The 15,466-nt window shown below is 67.9% G+C and carries 14 protein-coding genes; 9 read left to right on the top strand and 5 right to left on the bottom strand.

Features of this window, described 5'->3' with window-relative positions; translation table 11 throughout:
• Positions 1–91: 91 nt before the first annotated feature.
• The 4 genes from AC5P7E_RS05580 to def form a co-directional block, all read right to left on the bottom strand.
• Positions 92–1,813, bottom strand: a complete 1,722-nt coding sequence (locus AC5P7E_RS05580; protein ID WP_114618270.1) for an ArnT family glycosyltransferase — start codon at positions 1,811–1,813, stop codon at positions 92–94.
• Between the two features lie 24 nt (positions 1,814–1,837).
• On the bottom strand, positions 1,838–3,169 hold the full coding sequence (gene rsmB / locus AC5P7E_RS05575) for a 16S rRNA (cytosine(967)-C(5))-methyltransferase RsmB (RefSeq protein ID WP_059035547.1): 1,332 nt from the start codon (positions 3,167–3,169) through the stop codon (positions 1,838–1,840).
• A gap of 3 nt (positions 3,170–3,172) precedes the next feature.
• Entirely contained in the window at positions 3,173–4,096 is a 924-nt protein-coding gene (gene fmt, locus AC5P7E_RS05570) for a methionyl-tRNA formyltransferase (protein ID WP_024957899.1), read from the bottom strand.
• A 120-nt stretch (positions 4,097–4,216) separates the two neighbouring features.
• Positions 4,217–4,729, bottom strand: coding sequence for a peptide deformylase (def, locus tag AC5P7E_RS05565; protein WP_005411192.1), 513 nt, complete (start codon positions 4,727–4,729; stop codon positions 4,217–4,219).
• Positions 4,730–4,855: 126 nt separating this feature from the next.
• Between def and AC5P7E_RS05560 the strand changes: the two genes are divergently transcribed.
• The 9 genes from AC5P7E_RS05560 to AC5P7E_RS05520 all read left to right on the top strand — a co-directional run bounded on the left by AC5P7E_RS05560 (position 4,856) and on the right by AC5P7E_RS05520 (position 14,488).
• Complete coding sequence (locus AC5P7E_RS05560; RefSeq protein ID WP_114618271.1) at positions 4,856–5,989, top strand: LysM peptidoglycan-binding domain-containing protein; 1,134 nt, start codon at positions 4,856–4,858, stop codon at positions 5,987–5,989.
• Between the two features lie 166 nt (positions 5,990–6,155).
• Positions 6,156–7,283 (top strand): DNA-processing protein DprA, encoded by a 1,128-nt coding sequence (gene dprA / locus AC5P7E_RS05555; protein WP_005414605.1) that lies wholly within the window; start codon positions 6,156–6,158, stop codon positions 7,281–7,283.
• A 43-nt stretch (positions 7,284–7,326) separates the two neighbouring features.
• The gene (locus tag AC5P7E_RS05550; protein ID WP_005411195.1) at positions 7,327–7,800 is read left to right on the top strand and encodes a DUF494 family protein; all 474 of its coding nucleotides are present in this window, start codon (positions 7,327–7,329) and stop codon (positions 7,798–7,800) included.
• 39 nt (positions 7,801–7,839) lie between these two features.
• Positions 7,840–8,598, top strand: coding sequence for a pilin (locus tag AC5P7E_RS05545; RefSeq protein ID WP_005414606.1), 759 nt, complete (start codon positions 7,840–7,842; stop codon positions 8,596–8,598).
• 49 nt (positions 8,599–8,647) lie between these two features.
• Positions 8,648–9,580: an RDD family protein gene (locus tag AC5P7E_RS05540; protein WP_024957896.1), complete on the top strand. Its 933-nt coding sequence runs from the start codon at positions 8,648–8,650 to the stop codon at positions 9,578–9,580.
• 193 nt (positions 9,581–9,773) lie between these two features.
• Positions 9,774–12,266, top strand: a complete 2,493-nt coding sequence (locus tag AC5P7E_RS05535; protein WP_005411198.1) for a DNA topoisomerase I — start codon at positions 9,774–9,776, stop codon at positions 12,264–12,266.
• Between the two features lie 129 nt (positions 12,267–12,395).
• Entirely contained in the window at positions 12,396–12,986 is a 591-nt protein-coding gene (tsaC, locus tag AC5P7E_RS05530; RefSeq protein WP_005411199.1) for an L-threonylcarbamoyladenylate synthase type 1 TsaC, read from the top strand.
• Positions 12,987–13,029: 43 nt separating this feature from the next.
• Positions 13,030–13,719 carry a DUF4124 domain-containing protein gene (locus AC5P7E_RS05525; RefSeq protein WP_049396406.1) on the top strand — a complete coding sequence of 230 codons (690 nt, stop codon included), beginning with the start codon at positions 13,030–13,032 and terminating at the stop codon, positions 13,717–13,719.
• Between the two features lie 22 nt (positions 13,720–13,741).
• Entirely contained in the window at positions 13,742–14,488 is a 747-nt protein-coding gene (locus AC5P7E_RS05520; RefSeq protein ID WP_005411201.1) for a hypothetical protein, read from the top strand.
• A 93-nt stretch (positions 14,489–14,581) separates the two neighbouring features.
• On the opposite strand, the gene AC5P7E_RS05515 is transcribed toward AC5P7E_RS05520, so the two are convergent.
• The gene (locus tag AC5P7E_RS05515) at positions 14,582–15,358 is read right to left on the bottom strand and encodes an SDR family oxidoreductase (RefSeq protein ID WP_005411202.1); all 777 of its coding nucleotides are present in this window, start codon (positions 15,356–15,358) and stop codon (positions 14,582–14,584) included.
• Between the last annotated feature and the right edge of the window lie 108 nt (positions 15,359–15,466).

Genomic DNA, 15,466 nt, shown 5'->3' with positions numbered 1-15,466 from the left:
ATAGACCGGCACGGTGCCGGGAGCGGCCCTCATTCTAGGACAGAGCAGGCCGCTGGTTGACGCAGACTGGCCATGTCCGTCGCTCATTCGTTCAGTCCGCATCCGGTGGCCCCTGCAGCCGGTACTCGCGCTCGAGCTCCTTCAGGTCAGGCACGCAGGCCCCGGACACCGCCCCGGCGGGAACCAGCCACCAGCGACGGCGGTTGGATATGCCGGCCATCTGCGCCTGCGAACGATCAATGCACCCCTGCATGGCATCGTCATTCACCAGCAACCAGCGATGCCGGGGGGACAAGCGCTGCCAGCGCACGGCCGCCTGCAGCTGTTCATGCCAGCGGTTCTCGAATCCAAAGGTCGCCGCGCGGCGGTCCGCCATCAGCAGATTCTGTTCCTTCCAGGCCACCAGCCCCAGTTCCGCGCCTGGCCCGAGACGCGCGCCGACGTCACGCATCAGACCACGCGCAGAGCTTGAATCATTCAGCAACGGGTAGCCGAACAGGCCGTAAAGCACCCAGGCCACGACCAGGGTCGATAGCAGCGCCAGGTGGCTTCGACGCCAGCCGGTCACCACCAGGCTCAAGCCACCCCAGAGCCCCATCGCCAGGATCGTCCACGCCAGTGCATCGGTCGCGCCGGGCGGCAATCCGCGTCCATGGGCAAGGTTCACCTCGAAGCGCGGATCACCCAGCAAGGCGAGCGCCCCGACCAGGCTCAAGCCCAGTGCCAGCAACGCGGCAAACCCTCCCAGCACGCTCTGCACATCGCGTCGCTTCAGCAGCCCGGGCAGCAGCGGCGCCAGCGCCAGGCAGAACATCGGCAGCGCCGGCAGGATGTAGACATCACGCTTGCCCTGGGGAATCGAGAAGAACAGCACGACCAGCAACCACCACGCCAGCGGCAGCAGGTAGCGTGGATCGCGGCGGCACAGGCGCCGCCGCCACGCCGGGATCGCCCACGGCAGCAGCAGGAACGCGGGTATCCACATCGTTGGCATGACACCGAAGAAGTACCACCACGGCTGGTGATGGTCCCAGGACTGCGTGTAGCGGCGGGCCGTCTGCCGCACCAGGATGTCGTTGATGTAGCCGCGGTACTCGTCCGATCCGGTGCCCAGCGCGGCCAGCAGCATCGGCGCCAGCCACAGCGATATCGCCAGCAGGAAGGCCAGCGGTGCCAGCCAGAAGCGGCCATCGCGCGCGTGCAGGGAAACACGGGGCCACTGCAGGGCTGCAGCGATGGCCGCCGGCACGATCATCAGCAGCGCCAGCATGCCCACGCCCTTGGTGATCACCCCGATACCGGCAAAGAACCAGCCCAGCCACCACCAGCGCCAGGCCGGGCCCAGCAGCAGGTGGCGCAGCAGGCCATAGTTGGCCAGGGTGATGAACAGCACCAGCAGCGGATCGATCTGCGCCTTCTTCGCCTGGAAGGTGAACTGCAGCGCGAACAGCAGTGCCCACCCCGCGCAGAGCCCGACCTGCCGCGTCCACAGCCGGCGCCCCAGATCGACCACGCACCACAGCGCGCCCAATGCGGCCAGCAGCGAGGGCAGCAGGAAGGCCACGCGCCAGTGGCCAACCAGGCCATACAGCGAGGCCTGCCACCACATCAGCATCGGCGGCTTGTCCGAATACAGCTCGGTACCGCGATGCGGGAACAACCAGTAACCGCTGTCGACCATCTGCCTGGCCACCAGCGCGAAGCGTGGTTCGTCAGAGGGCCACGGATCGCGGAGACCGAGACCGGCCCCCAGCACCAGCAGGGCCACCACCACGAACAACCACGTCTGGCGCGACGCGTGGGTCTTCAGCATGGGACTCGAAACGGCAGCGGGGGGTCAGGCTGCTTTTATCAGACGCGCGTAGAAGAAACCGTCAGCATCGTTGTCACCAGGCAGTCGCTGGCGTGCCACGCCTTCGCAATCCACGCCGAACGCATCGCCCAGCGGCTGCGCCACCGCGTCCGGATGCCACTTCAGGAACGCACGCACCTGATCGATGTTCTCGGCGCGCAGGATCGAGCAGGTGGCGTACAGCAACACGCCGCCGGGGCGCAGCATCGACCAGCAGGCTTCCAGCAGGCGCGCCTGCACGCCCACCAGTGCATCGACGTCCTCGGCGCGACGGTGGAACATCACATCCGGCTGGCGGCGGATCACGCCCGTGGCCGAACATGGCGCATCCAGCAGGATCGCGTCGAACGGCACGCCGTCCCACCACGAACCGGGATCGCTGGCATCGGCGACCAGGGTCTGCGCATGCTCGCCCACACCGGTGCGGGTGTAAGTGTCACGTGCCCGGGCCAGACGGCGCGCGTCGATATCCAGCGCCAGCAGGCGCAGGCTCGGGTCACGCTCCAGCAGATGCGCCGATTTGCCGCCGGGTGCCGCGCAGGCATCCAGCACGCGGGCACCGGTCGCGGGTGCCAGCGCATCGGCCGCGCATTGCGCCGACAGGTCCTGCACCGACAGTGCACCATCGCCGAAGCCCGGCAGCTGGTTCACGGCAACGGGGGTCGCCAGGCGCAACGCATCGGCGCACAGTGCAGTGGCTTCAGCGGCAATGCCGGCCTCGGCCAGCGTCGCCAGGGCCTTGTCGCGACCGCCGTGCTGGCGGTTGGCACGCAGCCACAAGGGCGCGGGTTGCAGGCTGGCGCTGAAGATCGCTTCGGCCTGCGCCGGCCAGTCGCGTTCGATCGCATCAGCCAACCATTCCGGGAAGGCGTCGCGCGCAGGCTGCTCGGGGAACCCCTCGCGCTGGGCGCGGCGCAGGATCGCGTTGACCAGGCCTGCCTGGCGCTCACGGCCCAGCGCGCGCGCCGCATCGACCGTAGCCGAAAGCGCTGCGTGCGCAGGCAGTTCGAGCACGTCCAGCTGGGCGAAACCGACCATCAGCAGCGTGCGCAGGTCGGCATCGCGCGCCGACAGCGGCTTCTGCATCCAGGCCTGCAAGGCCGCGTCATAGGTGCTGCGACGGCGCAGCACAGCGAAACACAGGGCTTCCAGCAGCGCGCGGTCGCGGCTGTCGGCCAGCTTCGGCAGCGCCCAGGCCAGTTCGGCCTTCAGCGAACGGCCACGGGTGAACACCTGTGCCAGCACGCGTGCGGCCAGCATGCGCGTGGCCGCGCCCGGTGCCGCCTTGGCGACGGAGAAATCGTTCTGCTTGGACACCGCTTATGCCCCCACGCGCAGGTCGCGGCGAGCGTTGAGGTAATCGGCAGCGGTGATCGCCTTGCCGCCTTCACGCTGCAGCACGCGCAGGCGCAGCGCGCCCTGGCCACAGGCAATGTCGATGCCGTCGCGGCCGGCGGCCAGCACGGTGCCCGGCGCCTGGCCGTGGTCTGCCTCCAGTGCCACCGCACCATGGATGCGCACGCGTTCGCCAGCCAGCGTTGCCTCGGCGATCGGCCACGGATTGAACGCGCGCACGGTACGCGCCAGCGCGTCGGCGTCCTGCGCCCAGTCCAGCCTGGCTTCGGCCTTGTCCAGCTTGTGCGCGTACGTCACGCCCTGTTCCGGCTGCGGTCGCGCGATCGGCTTGATGCCCGCGCGCAGCAGGCCCAGGCCATCAGACAACACCTGGGCACCAAGCTCGGCCAGCTTGTCGTGCAGCTGGCCGCCGGTATCGGTGGCGGCGATCGGCAGCTCCTGGTGCAGCAGCACCGGGCCGGTATCCAGGCCAGCCTCCATCTGCATCAGGCACACCCCGGTCTTCGCGTCACCAGCCTGGATCGCACGCTGGATCGGCGCAGCGCCGCGCCAGCGCGGCAGCAGCGAGGCATGCACGTTCCAGCAGCCATGGGTCGGGATGGCCAGTACCGCCTTGGGCAGGATCAGGCCATAGGCCACCACCACCATCAGGTCCGGCTGCAGGTCGCGCAACTGCTGCTGGGCGGCCGCGTCCTTCAGCGACTCCGGCTGGTAGACCGGAATGCCACGGGCCACGGCTTCGAGCTTGACCGGCGAAGGCGCCAGGCCACGGCCTCGGCCGGCCGGGCGATCAGGCTGGGTATAGACGGCCACGACCTCATGGTGGCGCGCAGCCGCGCGCAGCGACGACACCGCGAATTCCGGCGTACCGGCAAAGACAATCCTCATGGCTACCCCACTTGCAGGATGGATTCGTGCAGGAAAGAAAACGGCGCCGTCGGCCGGCGCCGTAGAGCCCGCGCGAGCCGCGCAGGCCCGGGCCACCCGAAGGGTGGCCCGGATTGGCGATCACGCCACGTGCTTGCGCTGCTTGGCCAGCTTCTTGCGCACCATCTCGCGCTTGAGCGGCGACAGATAGTCGATGAACAGCTTGCCGTCCAGGTGATCCATCTCGTGCTGGATGCAGGTGGCCAGCACGTCACCAGCCTCCATCTGCTGTTCCTGGCCGTTGCGATCCAGGTACTTGACGGTGATGGTGTCGGCACGGGTCACGTCGGCGAAGATGCCCGGAACCGACAGGCAGCCCTCCTGGTACACCCGGCCCCCGTCCTTGGCGACGATTTCCGGATTGATGAACACATGCGGTTCATTCTTTTCTTCGCTGACGTCGATGACCATGAAGCGCTTGTGCACGTCCACCTGGGTGGCGGCAAGGCCGATGCCCGGGGCGTCGTACATGGTCAGGAACATGTTGTCGATCAGTTCCTGGAAGGCCGGCGTGGTGACTTCGGCAGCTTCGATCAACGCGGCCTTGGTACGCAGGCGCGGATCGGGGAACTCGAGAATGGGGAGAAGGGCCATGGCTGTTTCCGGATAGGGGGCCGGCACGCCGGCATACGTCGCAGATTCTAGCTCCAACGCTTGCCTTGCGCCCCGGTTTCTGGACTATAGTGCGCGGACCTGTTGGGGAATCAGGGCTTCACACCTATGTTGCTTCGTTTTCGTACGGTCGTCGCCGCGGCGATGCTGACCGTGGCTGCCTATGCTACCGCCGTGGAAGTGAATGGCGGGCACCCGGACACCTATGTGGTCCGAAAAGGGGATACGTTGTGGGATATCGCCGCACGTTTCCTGCAGAAGCCGTGGCTGTGGCCGGAGATCTGGCAGGCCAATCCGCAGATCGCCAATCCGCACCTGATCTATCCCGGTGACGTCCTGAGCCTGGCCTACCTGGACCGGGTGACCGTGGCGGCCCGGCCCGGCCCACGCCAGGAGGCCCCGATCGACGCCATTCCGCTGGCCCAGGTCGAGCCGTTCCTGAAGCAGCTGAGCGTGGTCGACAGCATCGAGCAGCTGCCCTACGTGGCCGGCCTGGAAGAGGAACGCCTGCGTGCCACCAGCGGCCACGCCGTCTATGTGCGCCTGGCTGACGCCCAGGTAGGCCAGCGCTGGGCGGTTGTCCGCCCGACCGTGCGCTACGCCCAGCCCAAGCCGACCGAGGACCTGACCGCCAACGGCGACGTCACCCCGGGCAGCGGCAACCTGTGGCGCGCCTACAGCGCACCCAACCACCGCCGCGGCGTGCTCGGCTATGAGCTGGCCCAGGTCGCCACCGGCACCATCACCCATGTCGCCGGAGGCAAGGTCGAGGCGTCCACCCTGGTGCTGGACAAGAACGAAGGCGGCCGTGAGGTGCGTGCCGGCGACCGCCTGGTGCCCATCGAGGCCAGGCCGTACGACCTGCAGTTCGTGCCCCATGTCCCCGCCGCAGGCGTCGAGGGCGTCGACGTACGCGTGCTGGCCGTCACCGACATGTTCACTGCCGGCGGCCCCCGCGACGTGATCGCGATCTCGGCTGGTCGCACGCAGGGCGTGGACAATGGAACCGTGTTCTCGCTGTGGCGCCCGGGCCGCCATGTGGCGCACCGCATGAAGTACCCGAACTCGTCGCGCACGGACGATTCGCTCAGCACCGGCGCCGGCCGGGTCTCGCTGCCGGACGAGTACGCGGCGCATGCCATGGTGTTCCGCACCTTCGACAATGTCAGCTACGCGCTGGTGATGCAGGGCGTGAGGCCGGTGCGCGTGGGGTACAACGCGCTGCACCCGGACGCGCGGTAGAGTCGACTGTTGGTCGACTGCTCTTCACCGCCCCCCGAAAGCGCCCGCGCTGCGCGCGGTAGTCGACTGACAGTCGACTCTACAGGGGCGGTCTCCGGCAAAACCTGACAGCCACATGCGAAGGCGCCCTAGGGCGCCTTTGTTGCATGCGCTCGATAGTGGGGGAATGACCAAGCAAGCTGATGAGGCGCTGCTGCGCCTGGTGATGGCAGGCGGCGCGCTGGCGCCACGGCGGTCCCTGCTGCAGGCCGCGGGCAGCGCGCAGACCGCGATCGCGCAGGGCGCCGCGAACTGGCGCGCGCACGGTTGCACGCCAGAGCAGTGCGCTGCACTGGAACACCCCGACGCCCGCGCCTGGACCGTGGCGCGGCACTGGCTGGAAGACGACGACCACCATCTGCTGTCCTTCGCCGATGCGGCCTTTCCGCCGCCCCTGCTGGACGTCCCGAACCCGCCACTGGCGCTGTTCGTGGCGGGCGATCCGAGCCTGGCCTGGCGCCCCTCGGTGGCGCTGGTCGGCAGCCGCTCGCCAACCCCGGGAGGACGCGCGCTGGCCGCGCGCTTTGCCGGCTGCTTCGTCGAGGCCGGACTGGCCGTAACCAGTGGCCTGGCGGCCGGCATCGACGCGGCCGCCCACCTGGCCACACTGGAGGCAGGCGGCTGCACCGTGGCGGTGATCGGAACCGGCCCTGATCGGGCCTATCCGGACAGCCACCAACGGTTGCAGGGGCGGATCGCCGCCGGGGGCGCGGTGCTCAGCGAGTACCTGCCCGGCACACCGGCACGCCCGGGCCACTTCCCCGCGCGCAACCGCCTGGTGGCCGGGCTGGCGCTGGCGACGGTGGTGGTCGAGGCCGCGCAACGCTCCGGCGCCCTGATCACCGCACGGCTGGCTGCCGAGGCGGGCCGTGAAGTCTGTGCCCTGCCCGGCTCGGTACTCAACCCACGCGCTGCGGGCTGCCACCGGCTGATCCGTGAAGGGGCCGCACTGGTCGAGCGCCCCGAGGAAGTGCTGGAACTGCTGGCCCCTGCCCTTCGCCAGCAGCTGCCGGGCTTGCAATCACGGCTGGGCACCCCCACTGAACAGGCACCGCCGGCGCTCCTGCCGGCGCGCTGGGCCGACGACCCTGACTACCAGTGCTTGTGGCGGGCCCTGGACCACGACCCAAGCAGTATGGATTCACTGATCACACGCTGTGGATTGACGGCGCCCCAGGTGTCCTCCATGCTGCTGGCCATGGAACTGGCGGGAATCGTGGTGTGCGTACACGGCCGCTACTGTCGAACTCCCTAGTTTCTTCACCTCCACAGCGTCGCGCGACGCAGGCCGAGGGGCAATGAAAGAGAGCATCCTGGACGTACTGCTGTACCTGTTTGAACACTATTTCAGCGAAGACGCGGACCTGATCCGTGACCGCGATTCGCTCCAGAACGGCCTGATCCAGGCCGGTTTCAGCCCAACCGAGATCAACAAGGCGTTCGACTGGCTCGACGCCCTGGCCGCGCAGCGGCCGAGCGTGGCCCAGGCACGGGTCGACGGCCCCGTGCGCGTCTACCACGGCCCCGAGCTGGACAAGCTGGACGTGGAATGCCGCGGCTTCCTGCTGTACCTGGAACAGCACGGCATCCTCGACGCCGACCAGCGCGAACTGGTGCTGGACCGGGCGATGGCCTTGGACCAGGACGAACTGGACCTGGACGACCTGAAATGGGTCGTACTGATGGTGCTGTTCAACCAGCCTGGCTCCGAAGCGGCCTATGCCTGGATGGAGACGCAGATGTTCATGGACGAGCCAGAACCCCTGCACTGACCGTACACTTGGGGGCATAGCGCATTCAGGAGCGTCCCCGTGAGCGAGTGGTTCCATGCAGAAGGCAACCGGCAGCAAGGTCCGCTGCCGGCGGAACAATTGGTCGAGCTGTTCCGCAACAACCAGATCACCCTGGACACCCTGGTCTGGCGCGACGGACTGCCGCAATGGCAGCCGTTGCGCACCGTCGTGGACGAACTCGGCCTGATCGTGCCGGCGCTGGACGCCGCCGTACCGCCGGTCGAACCCGAACCGGAACCGGAACCCGTCGCACCGCCTCCGCCGCAGCCGCCGGTACTGCCGGCGTCCACGCCCTACGCCGCCAGTGCATCGGCCACCGTCCTGCCGGCACCGAAAAAGAAGCTGTCCGGCTGTGCGCTGACCGCCATCATCGGTGGTGCCCTGTTGCTGGTACTGGTCCCGATCGTGGCCATCCTGGCCGCCATCGCGCTGCCGGCCTACAACGACTACACCGTGCGCAGCAAAGTCGCCGGCGCCGTGGCCGCGCTGCAGCCGCTGAAGGACCAGGTGCAGCATTTCGCCGATGACGAAGGGCGCTGCCCGGGTGCCAATGACGCCGGCTTCCCGGCCCCGGGCGACTTCGCTAACGCGGGCCTGTCGGCGGTGAACATCGGCCGCTTCAACAACGGTCACTGCGGCATCGAAGCAACGCTGGCGGTACCAGGCAAGGGCATCGACGGCGACCTGCTGTGGCTGGAATACGATCGCGACAGCGGCCGGTGGGAATGCAGTGGCGAAAGCAACGACAAGTACCTGCCGCCGACGTGCCGCGGCTGAGCCACGCGCACGCCAGCACCTCCAAGGATGATTCAACAGGGAACATGCAATGACTGAGTGGTACTACGCCGAAGGACAGCAACGCCAGGGCCCGCTGCCGGTCCAGGAGATCCGCCAGCGCTTCCAGCGCGGCCAGTTGAACCTGGACACCCTGGTCTGGCGCGAGGGCATGGCCCAGTGGGCTGCACTGCGCCAGGTGGTCGACGAGCTCGGCCTGCAGACGCTGGCCGATGCCACCACTGCCACCAGCAGCGGCGGGTTCGACCTGCGCAGCGACTATGCCGCCATCGACAGCGGCACCGCACCGCTGCCCGGCACCGGCGCGCTCAGCAGCTCGCCATACAGCGCTCCAGCCGCCGTCGGCAGCGGTGGCCACGCACAGCCTGTGGTTGGCGGTGAAGTGGTCTACGCAGGCTTCTGGAAGCGCGTGGCGGCCTACATGATCGACTACTTCGTGCTGGTCATCCCCGGCAGCATGATAGGAGCCATCCTCGGTGCGATCCTGGGCGCCAGCATGGGCGCGGTGGGCAGTGGCGAATCAGCCATCGAGATCGTGGCCCAGCTGGCCAGTGCCCTGATCAACCTCTGCATCGGCATGGCGTACTACACCTGGTTCCATGCCTCGAAGGGCGGCGCCACGCTGGGCAAGATGGCGGTCGGCATCAAGGTCGTCCGCGGCAACGGCGAGCGCCTGACCAAGGCCCGCGCGTTCGGTCGTTACTGGGCCATGCTGCTGAGCAGCTTCACCCTCGGCATCGGCTTCCTGATGGCGGCCTTCACCGAGCGCAAGCAGGGCCTGCACGACATGATCTGCGACACTCTGGTGGTCGACCGCTGGGCCTACACCGACCAGCCCCACCTGCAGCGCCGCGAGCTGGGCACCGTCACCGTGCTGGTACTGGTGTTGACCGCAGTACTGTCGCTGGTGGGCCTGGCGCTGCTGGTGTTCGCGGTCGGCTTCATCGCCAAGATGGCCTCCTGAACGGCCATCCTCACGGCTGGCTGCTTGACACGGGCTGGCCGGGCGTGATTCCTCTAATAAGGTGAAACCTGAACGCCCGGCACATTACCGGGCGTTCAGTTTATGGATTTGCGCGTGGCCGCTTCACTAATGCGGCCATTTGCTCCACCCTAGCGGCCCCTTCCCCACGGTTCGCCCCACAGACCCTGCTGCCATGCCCAAGCACCTGCTCATCGTCGAATCGCCGGCCAAGGCCAAGACGATCAACAAATACCTCGGCAAGGACTACACCGTCCTGGCCTCGTATGGGCATGTGCGTGACCTGATTCCGAAGGAAGGCGCGGTCGACCCGGACAACGGGTTCGCCATGCACTATGACGTGATCGACAAGAACGAGAAGCACGTCGACGCGATCGCCAAGGCCGCCAAGGGCGCCGACGACATCCTGCTGGCGACCGACCCGGATCGCGAGGGTGAAGCGATCAGCTGGCATATCGCCGAGATCCTGAAGGAACGCGGGCTGGTCAAGGACAAGCCCATGCAGCGCGTGGTGTTCACCGAGATCACCCCGCGCGCCATCAAGGAAGCCATCAGCCAGCCGCGCGCGATCGCCAGCGACCTGGTCGATGCCCAGCAGGCGCGCCGCGCGCTGGATTACCTGGTCGGTTTCAACCTGTCGCCGGTGCTGTGGCGCAAGGTCCAGCGCGGCCTGTCCGCCGGCCGCGTGCAGAGCCCGGCGCTGCGCATGATCGTCGAGCGCGAGGAAGAGATCGAAGCCTTCATCGCCCGCGAGTACTGGTCGATCGCCGCCGAGTGCGCGCACCCGTCGCAGCACTTCAACGCCAAGCTGATCAAGCTGGACGGGCAGAAGTTCGAGCAGTTCACCATCACCGATGGCGACACCGCTGAAGCGGCGCGGATGCGCATCCAGCAGGCCGCGCAGGGCTCGCTGCACGTCACCGACGTGGCCAGCAAGGAGCGCAAGCGCCGCCCGGCGCCGCCGTTCACCACCTCCACCCTGCAGCAGGAAGCCTCGCGCAAGCTCGGCTTCACCACCCGCAAGACCATGCAGGTGGCGCAGAAGCTGTATGAAGGCGTGGCGATTGGCGACGAAGGCACCGTCGGCTTGATCTCGTACATGCGTACCGACTCGGTGAACCTGTCGCAGGATGCGCTGGCCGAGATCCGCGACGTGATCGCCCGTGATTACGGCATCGCCTCGCTGCCCGACCAGCCCAACACCTACCAGACCAAGTCGAAGAACGCCCAGGAGGCGCACGAAGCGGTGCGCCCGACCTCGGCCCTGCGCACCCCGGCCCAGGTCGCCCGCTTCCTCACCGACGACGAGCGCCGCCTGTACGAACTGATCTGGAAGCGTGCAGTGGCCTGCCAGATGATTCCGGCCACGCTCAACACGGTCAGCGTCGACCTGTCGGCCGGCAGCGAACACGTGTTCCGTGCCAGCGGCACCACCGTGGTCGTGCCCGGCTTCCTGGCCGTGTACGAGGAAGGCAAGGACAACAAGAGTGCCGAGGACGAGGACGAAGGCCGCAAGCTGCCGGCGATGAAGCCCGGCGACCGCGTGCCGCTGGAACGCATCCAGGCCGAACAGCATTTCACCCAGCCGCCGCCGCGCTACACCGAAGCGGCGCTGGTGAAGGCGCTGGAAGAGTACGGCATCGGCCGTCCCTCGACCTACGCCTCGATCATCCAGACCCTGTTGTTCCGCAAGTACGTGGAAATGGAAGGGCGCAGCTTCCGCCCGTCCGATGTGGGCCGCGCGGTGTCCAAGTTCCTGTCCAGCCACTTCACCCAGTACGTGGATTACGACTTCACCGCCAAGCTTGAAGACGAGCTCGATGCCGTCTCGCGTGGCGAAGAAGACTGGATCCCGCTGATGTCGCGCTTCTGGGAACCGTTCAAGGAACTGGTCGAAGACAAGAAGGAATCGGTCGACCGCGCGGAGGCCAGTGGCGCGCGCGAGCTCGGCACCGACCCCAAGACCGGCAAGCCGGTCAGCGTGCGGTTGGGCCGTTTCGGGCCCTATGCCGCCATCGGCAGCACCGCCGAAGATGCCGAGGAGAAGCCGAAGTTCGCTTCGCTGCGCCCTGGCCAGTCGATGCACACCATTTCCCTGGAAGACGCGCTGGAGCTGTTCCTGATGCCGCGCGCACTGGGCGAGGACAACGGCGAGCCGGTCAGCGTCGGCATCGGCCGCTTCGGCCCGTTCGCCAAGCGCGGCAGCACCTATGCCTCGCTGAAGAAGGAGGACGACCCGTACACCATCGACCTGGCGCGCGCCGTGTTCCTGATCGAAGAGAAGGAAGAGATCGCGCGCAACCGGATCATCAAGGAGTTCGAGGGCAGCGACATCCAGGTGTTGAACGGCCGCTTCGGCCCGTACATCAGCGACGGCAGGATGAACGGCAAGATCCCCAAGGATCGCGAACCTGCGTCGCTGACCCTGGCTGAAGTGCAGCAGTTGATGGAAGAAACCGGCAAGCCGGTGCGCAAGGGCTTCGGTGCCAAGAAGGCCGCTGCGAAGAAAGCCCCGGCCAAGAAGGCGGCAGTGAAGAAGGAAGCGGCGCCGAAGAAGGCCGCTGCAAAGAAAGCGCCTGCCAAGAAGGCCGCGGCCAAGAAAGCAGTAAAGAAGGCCGCCGCGAAGAAGGCCCCGGCGAAGAAGGCCGTCAAGAAGGCCGCGAAGTAACTCCACGCCATACGTGGATGAGGGGTAGTGCCGGCCGCTGGCCGGCAGCCCCAGAAGCATCAGATGCCGGCCAGCGGCCGGCACTACCGGGTGCCAGGGTCCACCCCTTCTGCACGCAGCAGGGGGATAATGAAGGCCCACGCCGGGCCGGTCGCCGCCATGAAAGAACTCACCCTGGACTCTGCTGTCGCCACGCTCCGTGCGGGCGGCGTGATCGCCTACCCGACCGAAGCGGTCTGGGGCCTGGGCTGTGACCCTTCGCACGAGGCGGCGGTGCACATGGTGCTGCGACTGAAACAACGCCCGATCGAAAAAGGCATGATTCTGGTCGCGGCCGATCTGGCGCAGCTGGAAGGCTGGGTGCGCCTGCAGGCCCTGCCGGACGCACGCCAGCGCGCGGTGCTGGCCAGCTGGCCCGGCGCCAACACCTGGATCCTGCCGGCCGGACCCCGTGCCCAGCCGTGGGTCACCGGGGAGCACAGCGGCATCGCCGTGCGCATCAGCGCCCACCCGCTGGTGGCCGAACTCTGCCGTGCCTGGGGAGGCCCGCTGGTCTCCACCAGCGCCAACCTGGCCGGCGAACCACCGGCGCGCCGCCGCGAAGAACTGGATCCACGCCTGCTGCGCCTGCTTGATGGCATCCTGGATGGCGAAACCGGCGGCCTGGCCCAGCCCACCCCGATCCGCGACGCGCTCAGCGGCAACGTGCTGCGCTCCTGAGCGGCCGATTGCGCTGCCCCGGACAATCGCGCACCCTGCCGTCATGAACCTGCTGCGCACCGCTTTGGGCCTGTGCCTGCTGCTGCCATCGACGGCACCGGCGGCCGAGGATGTGCGGGTCTACCGCTGCGTCGCCAGCAACGGCGCCGTGGCCCTGCAGGACAGGCCCTGCAGCAGCGGCCGCCAGGAAGTCCGCGACCTGCAGCGCCCGCGCGATCCAGCGCCGCGGGTGGTGCGCAGCGATGCGCCGCCCGCACCGCCGGACGAATCTCCGGTGATGCGTGACCGCGAGGTCCGCCACGTCTACATCCAGCCGCCCCAGCCGCTTTACGAATGCGTGCGCGACGATGGCCAGCGCTATACCAGCGACAGCAACGAGGGCAATCCGCGTTGGGTGCCGTTGTGGACCAGCGTCTGGCTGCCACACGGGCATCGGGGCCCATCGTACCCGGGTCCGCGCCCGGCCATCGGCACACCGATCGGTCCGCCCGTCGGCGAGGGTCCCGGTTACCGGCCGCCCGCCGTCGGCGTAGGCGTGCAGGTCCCGGCCGGCAGCGTGCTGGTGCGCGACAGCTGCCACGCGCTGCCGCCACAGCAGGTCTGTGCGCGCCTGCGCGACCGCCGCTGGGAACTGGACCGTCGCTACAACAGCGCATTGCAGAGCGAGCGCACCGCCATCAACAACGAACAGCGTGGCATCGACGCGCGCCTGTCACGCGACTGCCAGCGTTGAGCGCAGCCTGTACGCTGTGAGCATGAACAGACTGATCTGGTTGCTTCTGGCGCTGCTGCCCGGAAGCGCGTTGGCCGAAGAGGGCGTGATCTACCGCTGTACCTCCAGCAGTAGTGACGTCCCTACCCTGCAGCGCACGCCGTGCCCCACCGGCAGCAAGCAGCAGGTGCTGCGCGTGCCCGGCCCGGCCAACCCGCAGCCGGCTGCCGCTGCACCTGTGGCTGCGGAACCTGCACCCGCCCCCGTCGAAACACCCGCGCCGGTGCCGGCCGGACCGGCCGTTGCCCCTGCGGCCCCAGCGAAACCACGACGTGCGGACGAAGGACGCACCATCATGGAAGCGGGAATGGTTGAACGCGAAGGTGCCAACCAGATTCTCGACAGTGCGACCCTGCGCCGTGATGCCGATGCCCGTGCCGAAGCAGGCAACGGTCCACCGAAGCCGCCGCTTCCCCCGATCTTCCAGTGCACCGACGGACAGGGCGGTGGTTATCTGCACGAGTACGAGGCATCACCTGGTCGCTGCGAACCGATGACGGTGCAGGGCCTGGGCGGGGTCACGCCGATGAACGCGGCCGGCTGCGAAGTCGTGCGCGACCGCTGCGAGGAACTTCCCGAAGCACAGCGATGCGGCAGCTGGCAGCAGCGCTTCCGCGATGCCCGCGGCCGTGAACGCTTCGCCGCACCGGAAAACCGCGATACCGCGCGCGGTGAACGCGAGCGGCTGCAGGCGGTGTTGGAGGCCAGCAACTGCCCGGTACCGGGGTGACCGCCACCCGGTAGTGCCGGCCGCTGGCCGGCAACCACAGGATCTTCAGATGATTGCAGTTGCCGGCAGCGGCCGGCACTACCCGCTGAAAGATCAGAACCCGTAGCGCAGGAAGCCGCCATCCACCGCGATGCACTCCCCGGTGACATAGCTGGCTGCCGGCAGGCACAGGAAGCCCACCGCGGCGGCCACTTCCTCCGGCTCGCCGATACGACGCATCGGCGTGCGGTTGATCACTTCCTCGTAGTAATCCGGGTCCGACAACGGACCGGAGGTGCGCCGCGTGCGGATGTACCACGGCGCCACTGCATTGACCCGGATGCCATCCTCGGCCCACTCGACGGCCAGGTTGCGGGTCATCTGGTGCATCGCGGCCTTGCTCATGCCGTAGACCACGCCGCTGCGCACATGGGTCAGGCCGGACACGCTGCCGACGTTGACGATCGACGACGATGCGTGGCGAGCCAGCAGCGGATGCGCGTAGCGCGACAGCTCGAACGCCGAGAACAGGTTGGTCTCGAAGATCTTCCGCCATTCGTCCTCTGAATACTCCGTGGCCGCCTTGGTGACGTTGCCGCCAGCATTGTTGACCAGGATGTGCAGGCCATCACTGTGGTCTTCCACCCAGTCCAGGATCTGCCGGCGGTCCTCGTCGTCGGAGACATCGGCGGCCAGCGCGTGCACCTGCATCTGCGGATACACATCCAGCAGCTCGTCGCGCGCGGTCTCCAGCATGTCGATATCGCGCCCGACGATCATCAGGTCCGCGCCGAAGCCGGCCAGTTCGTGCGCGATGGCCAGGCCGATACCGGCGCTGGCACCGGTGATCAGGGCGGTCTGCCCGTCCAGGCGCCACCGTTGCTGGGTCATGTGTCCTCCGGGGCCGCGCCCGCTGCATTTCGATGCGGCAAGGATACGCGCTCACGGCGGCCCTCTGCCGAGAATGCGACACTGCACGTACGCCCACTGCGGAGAGCC

The sequence above is a fragment of the Stenotrophomonas sp. YJH_SMC_25 genome (assembly GCF_059369595.1).
This window is presented reverse-complemented; position numbering and strand designations above follow the sequence as displayed.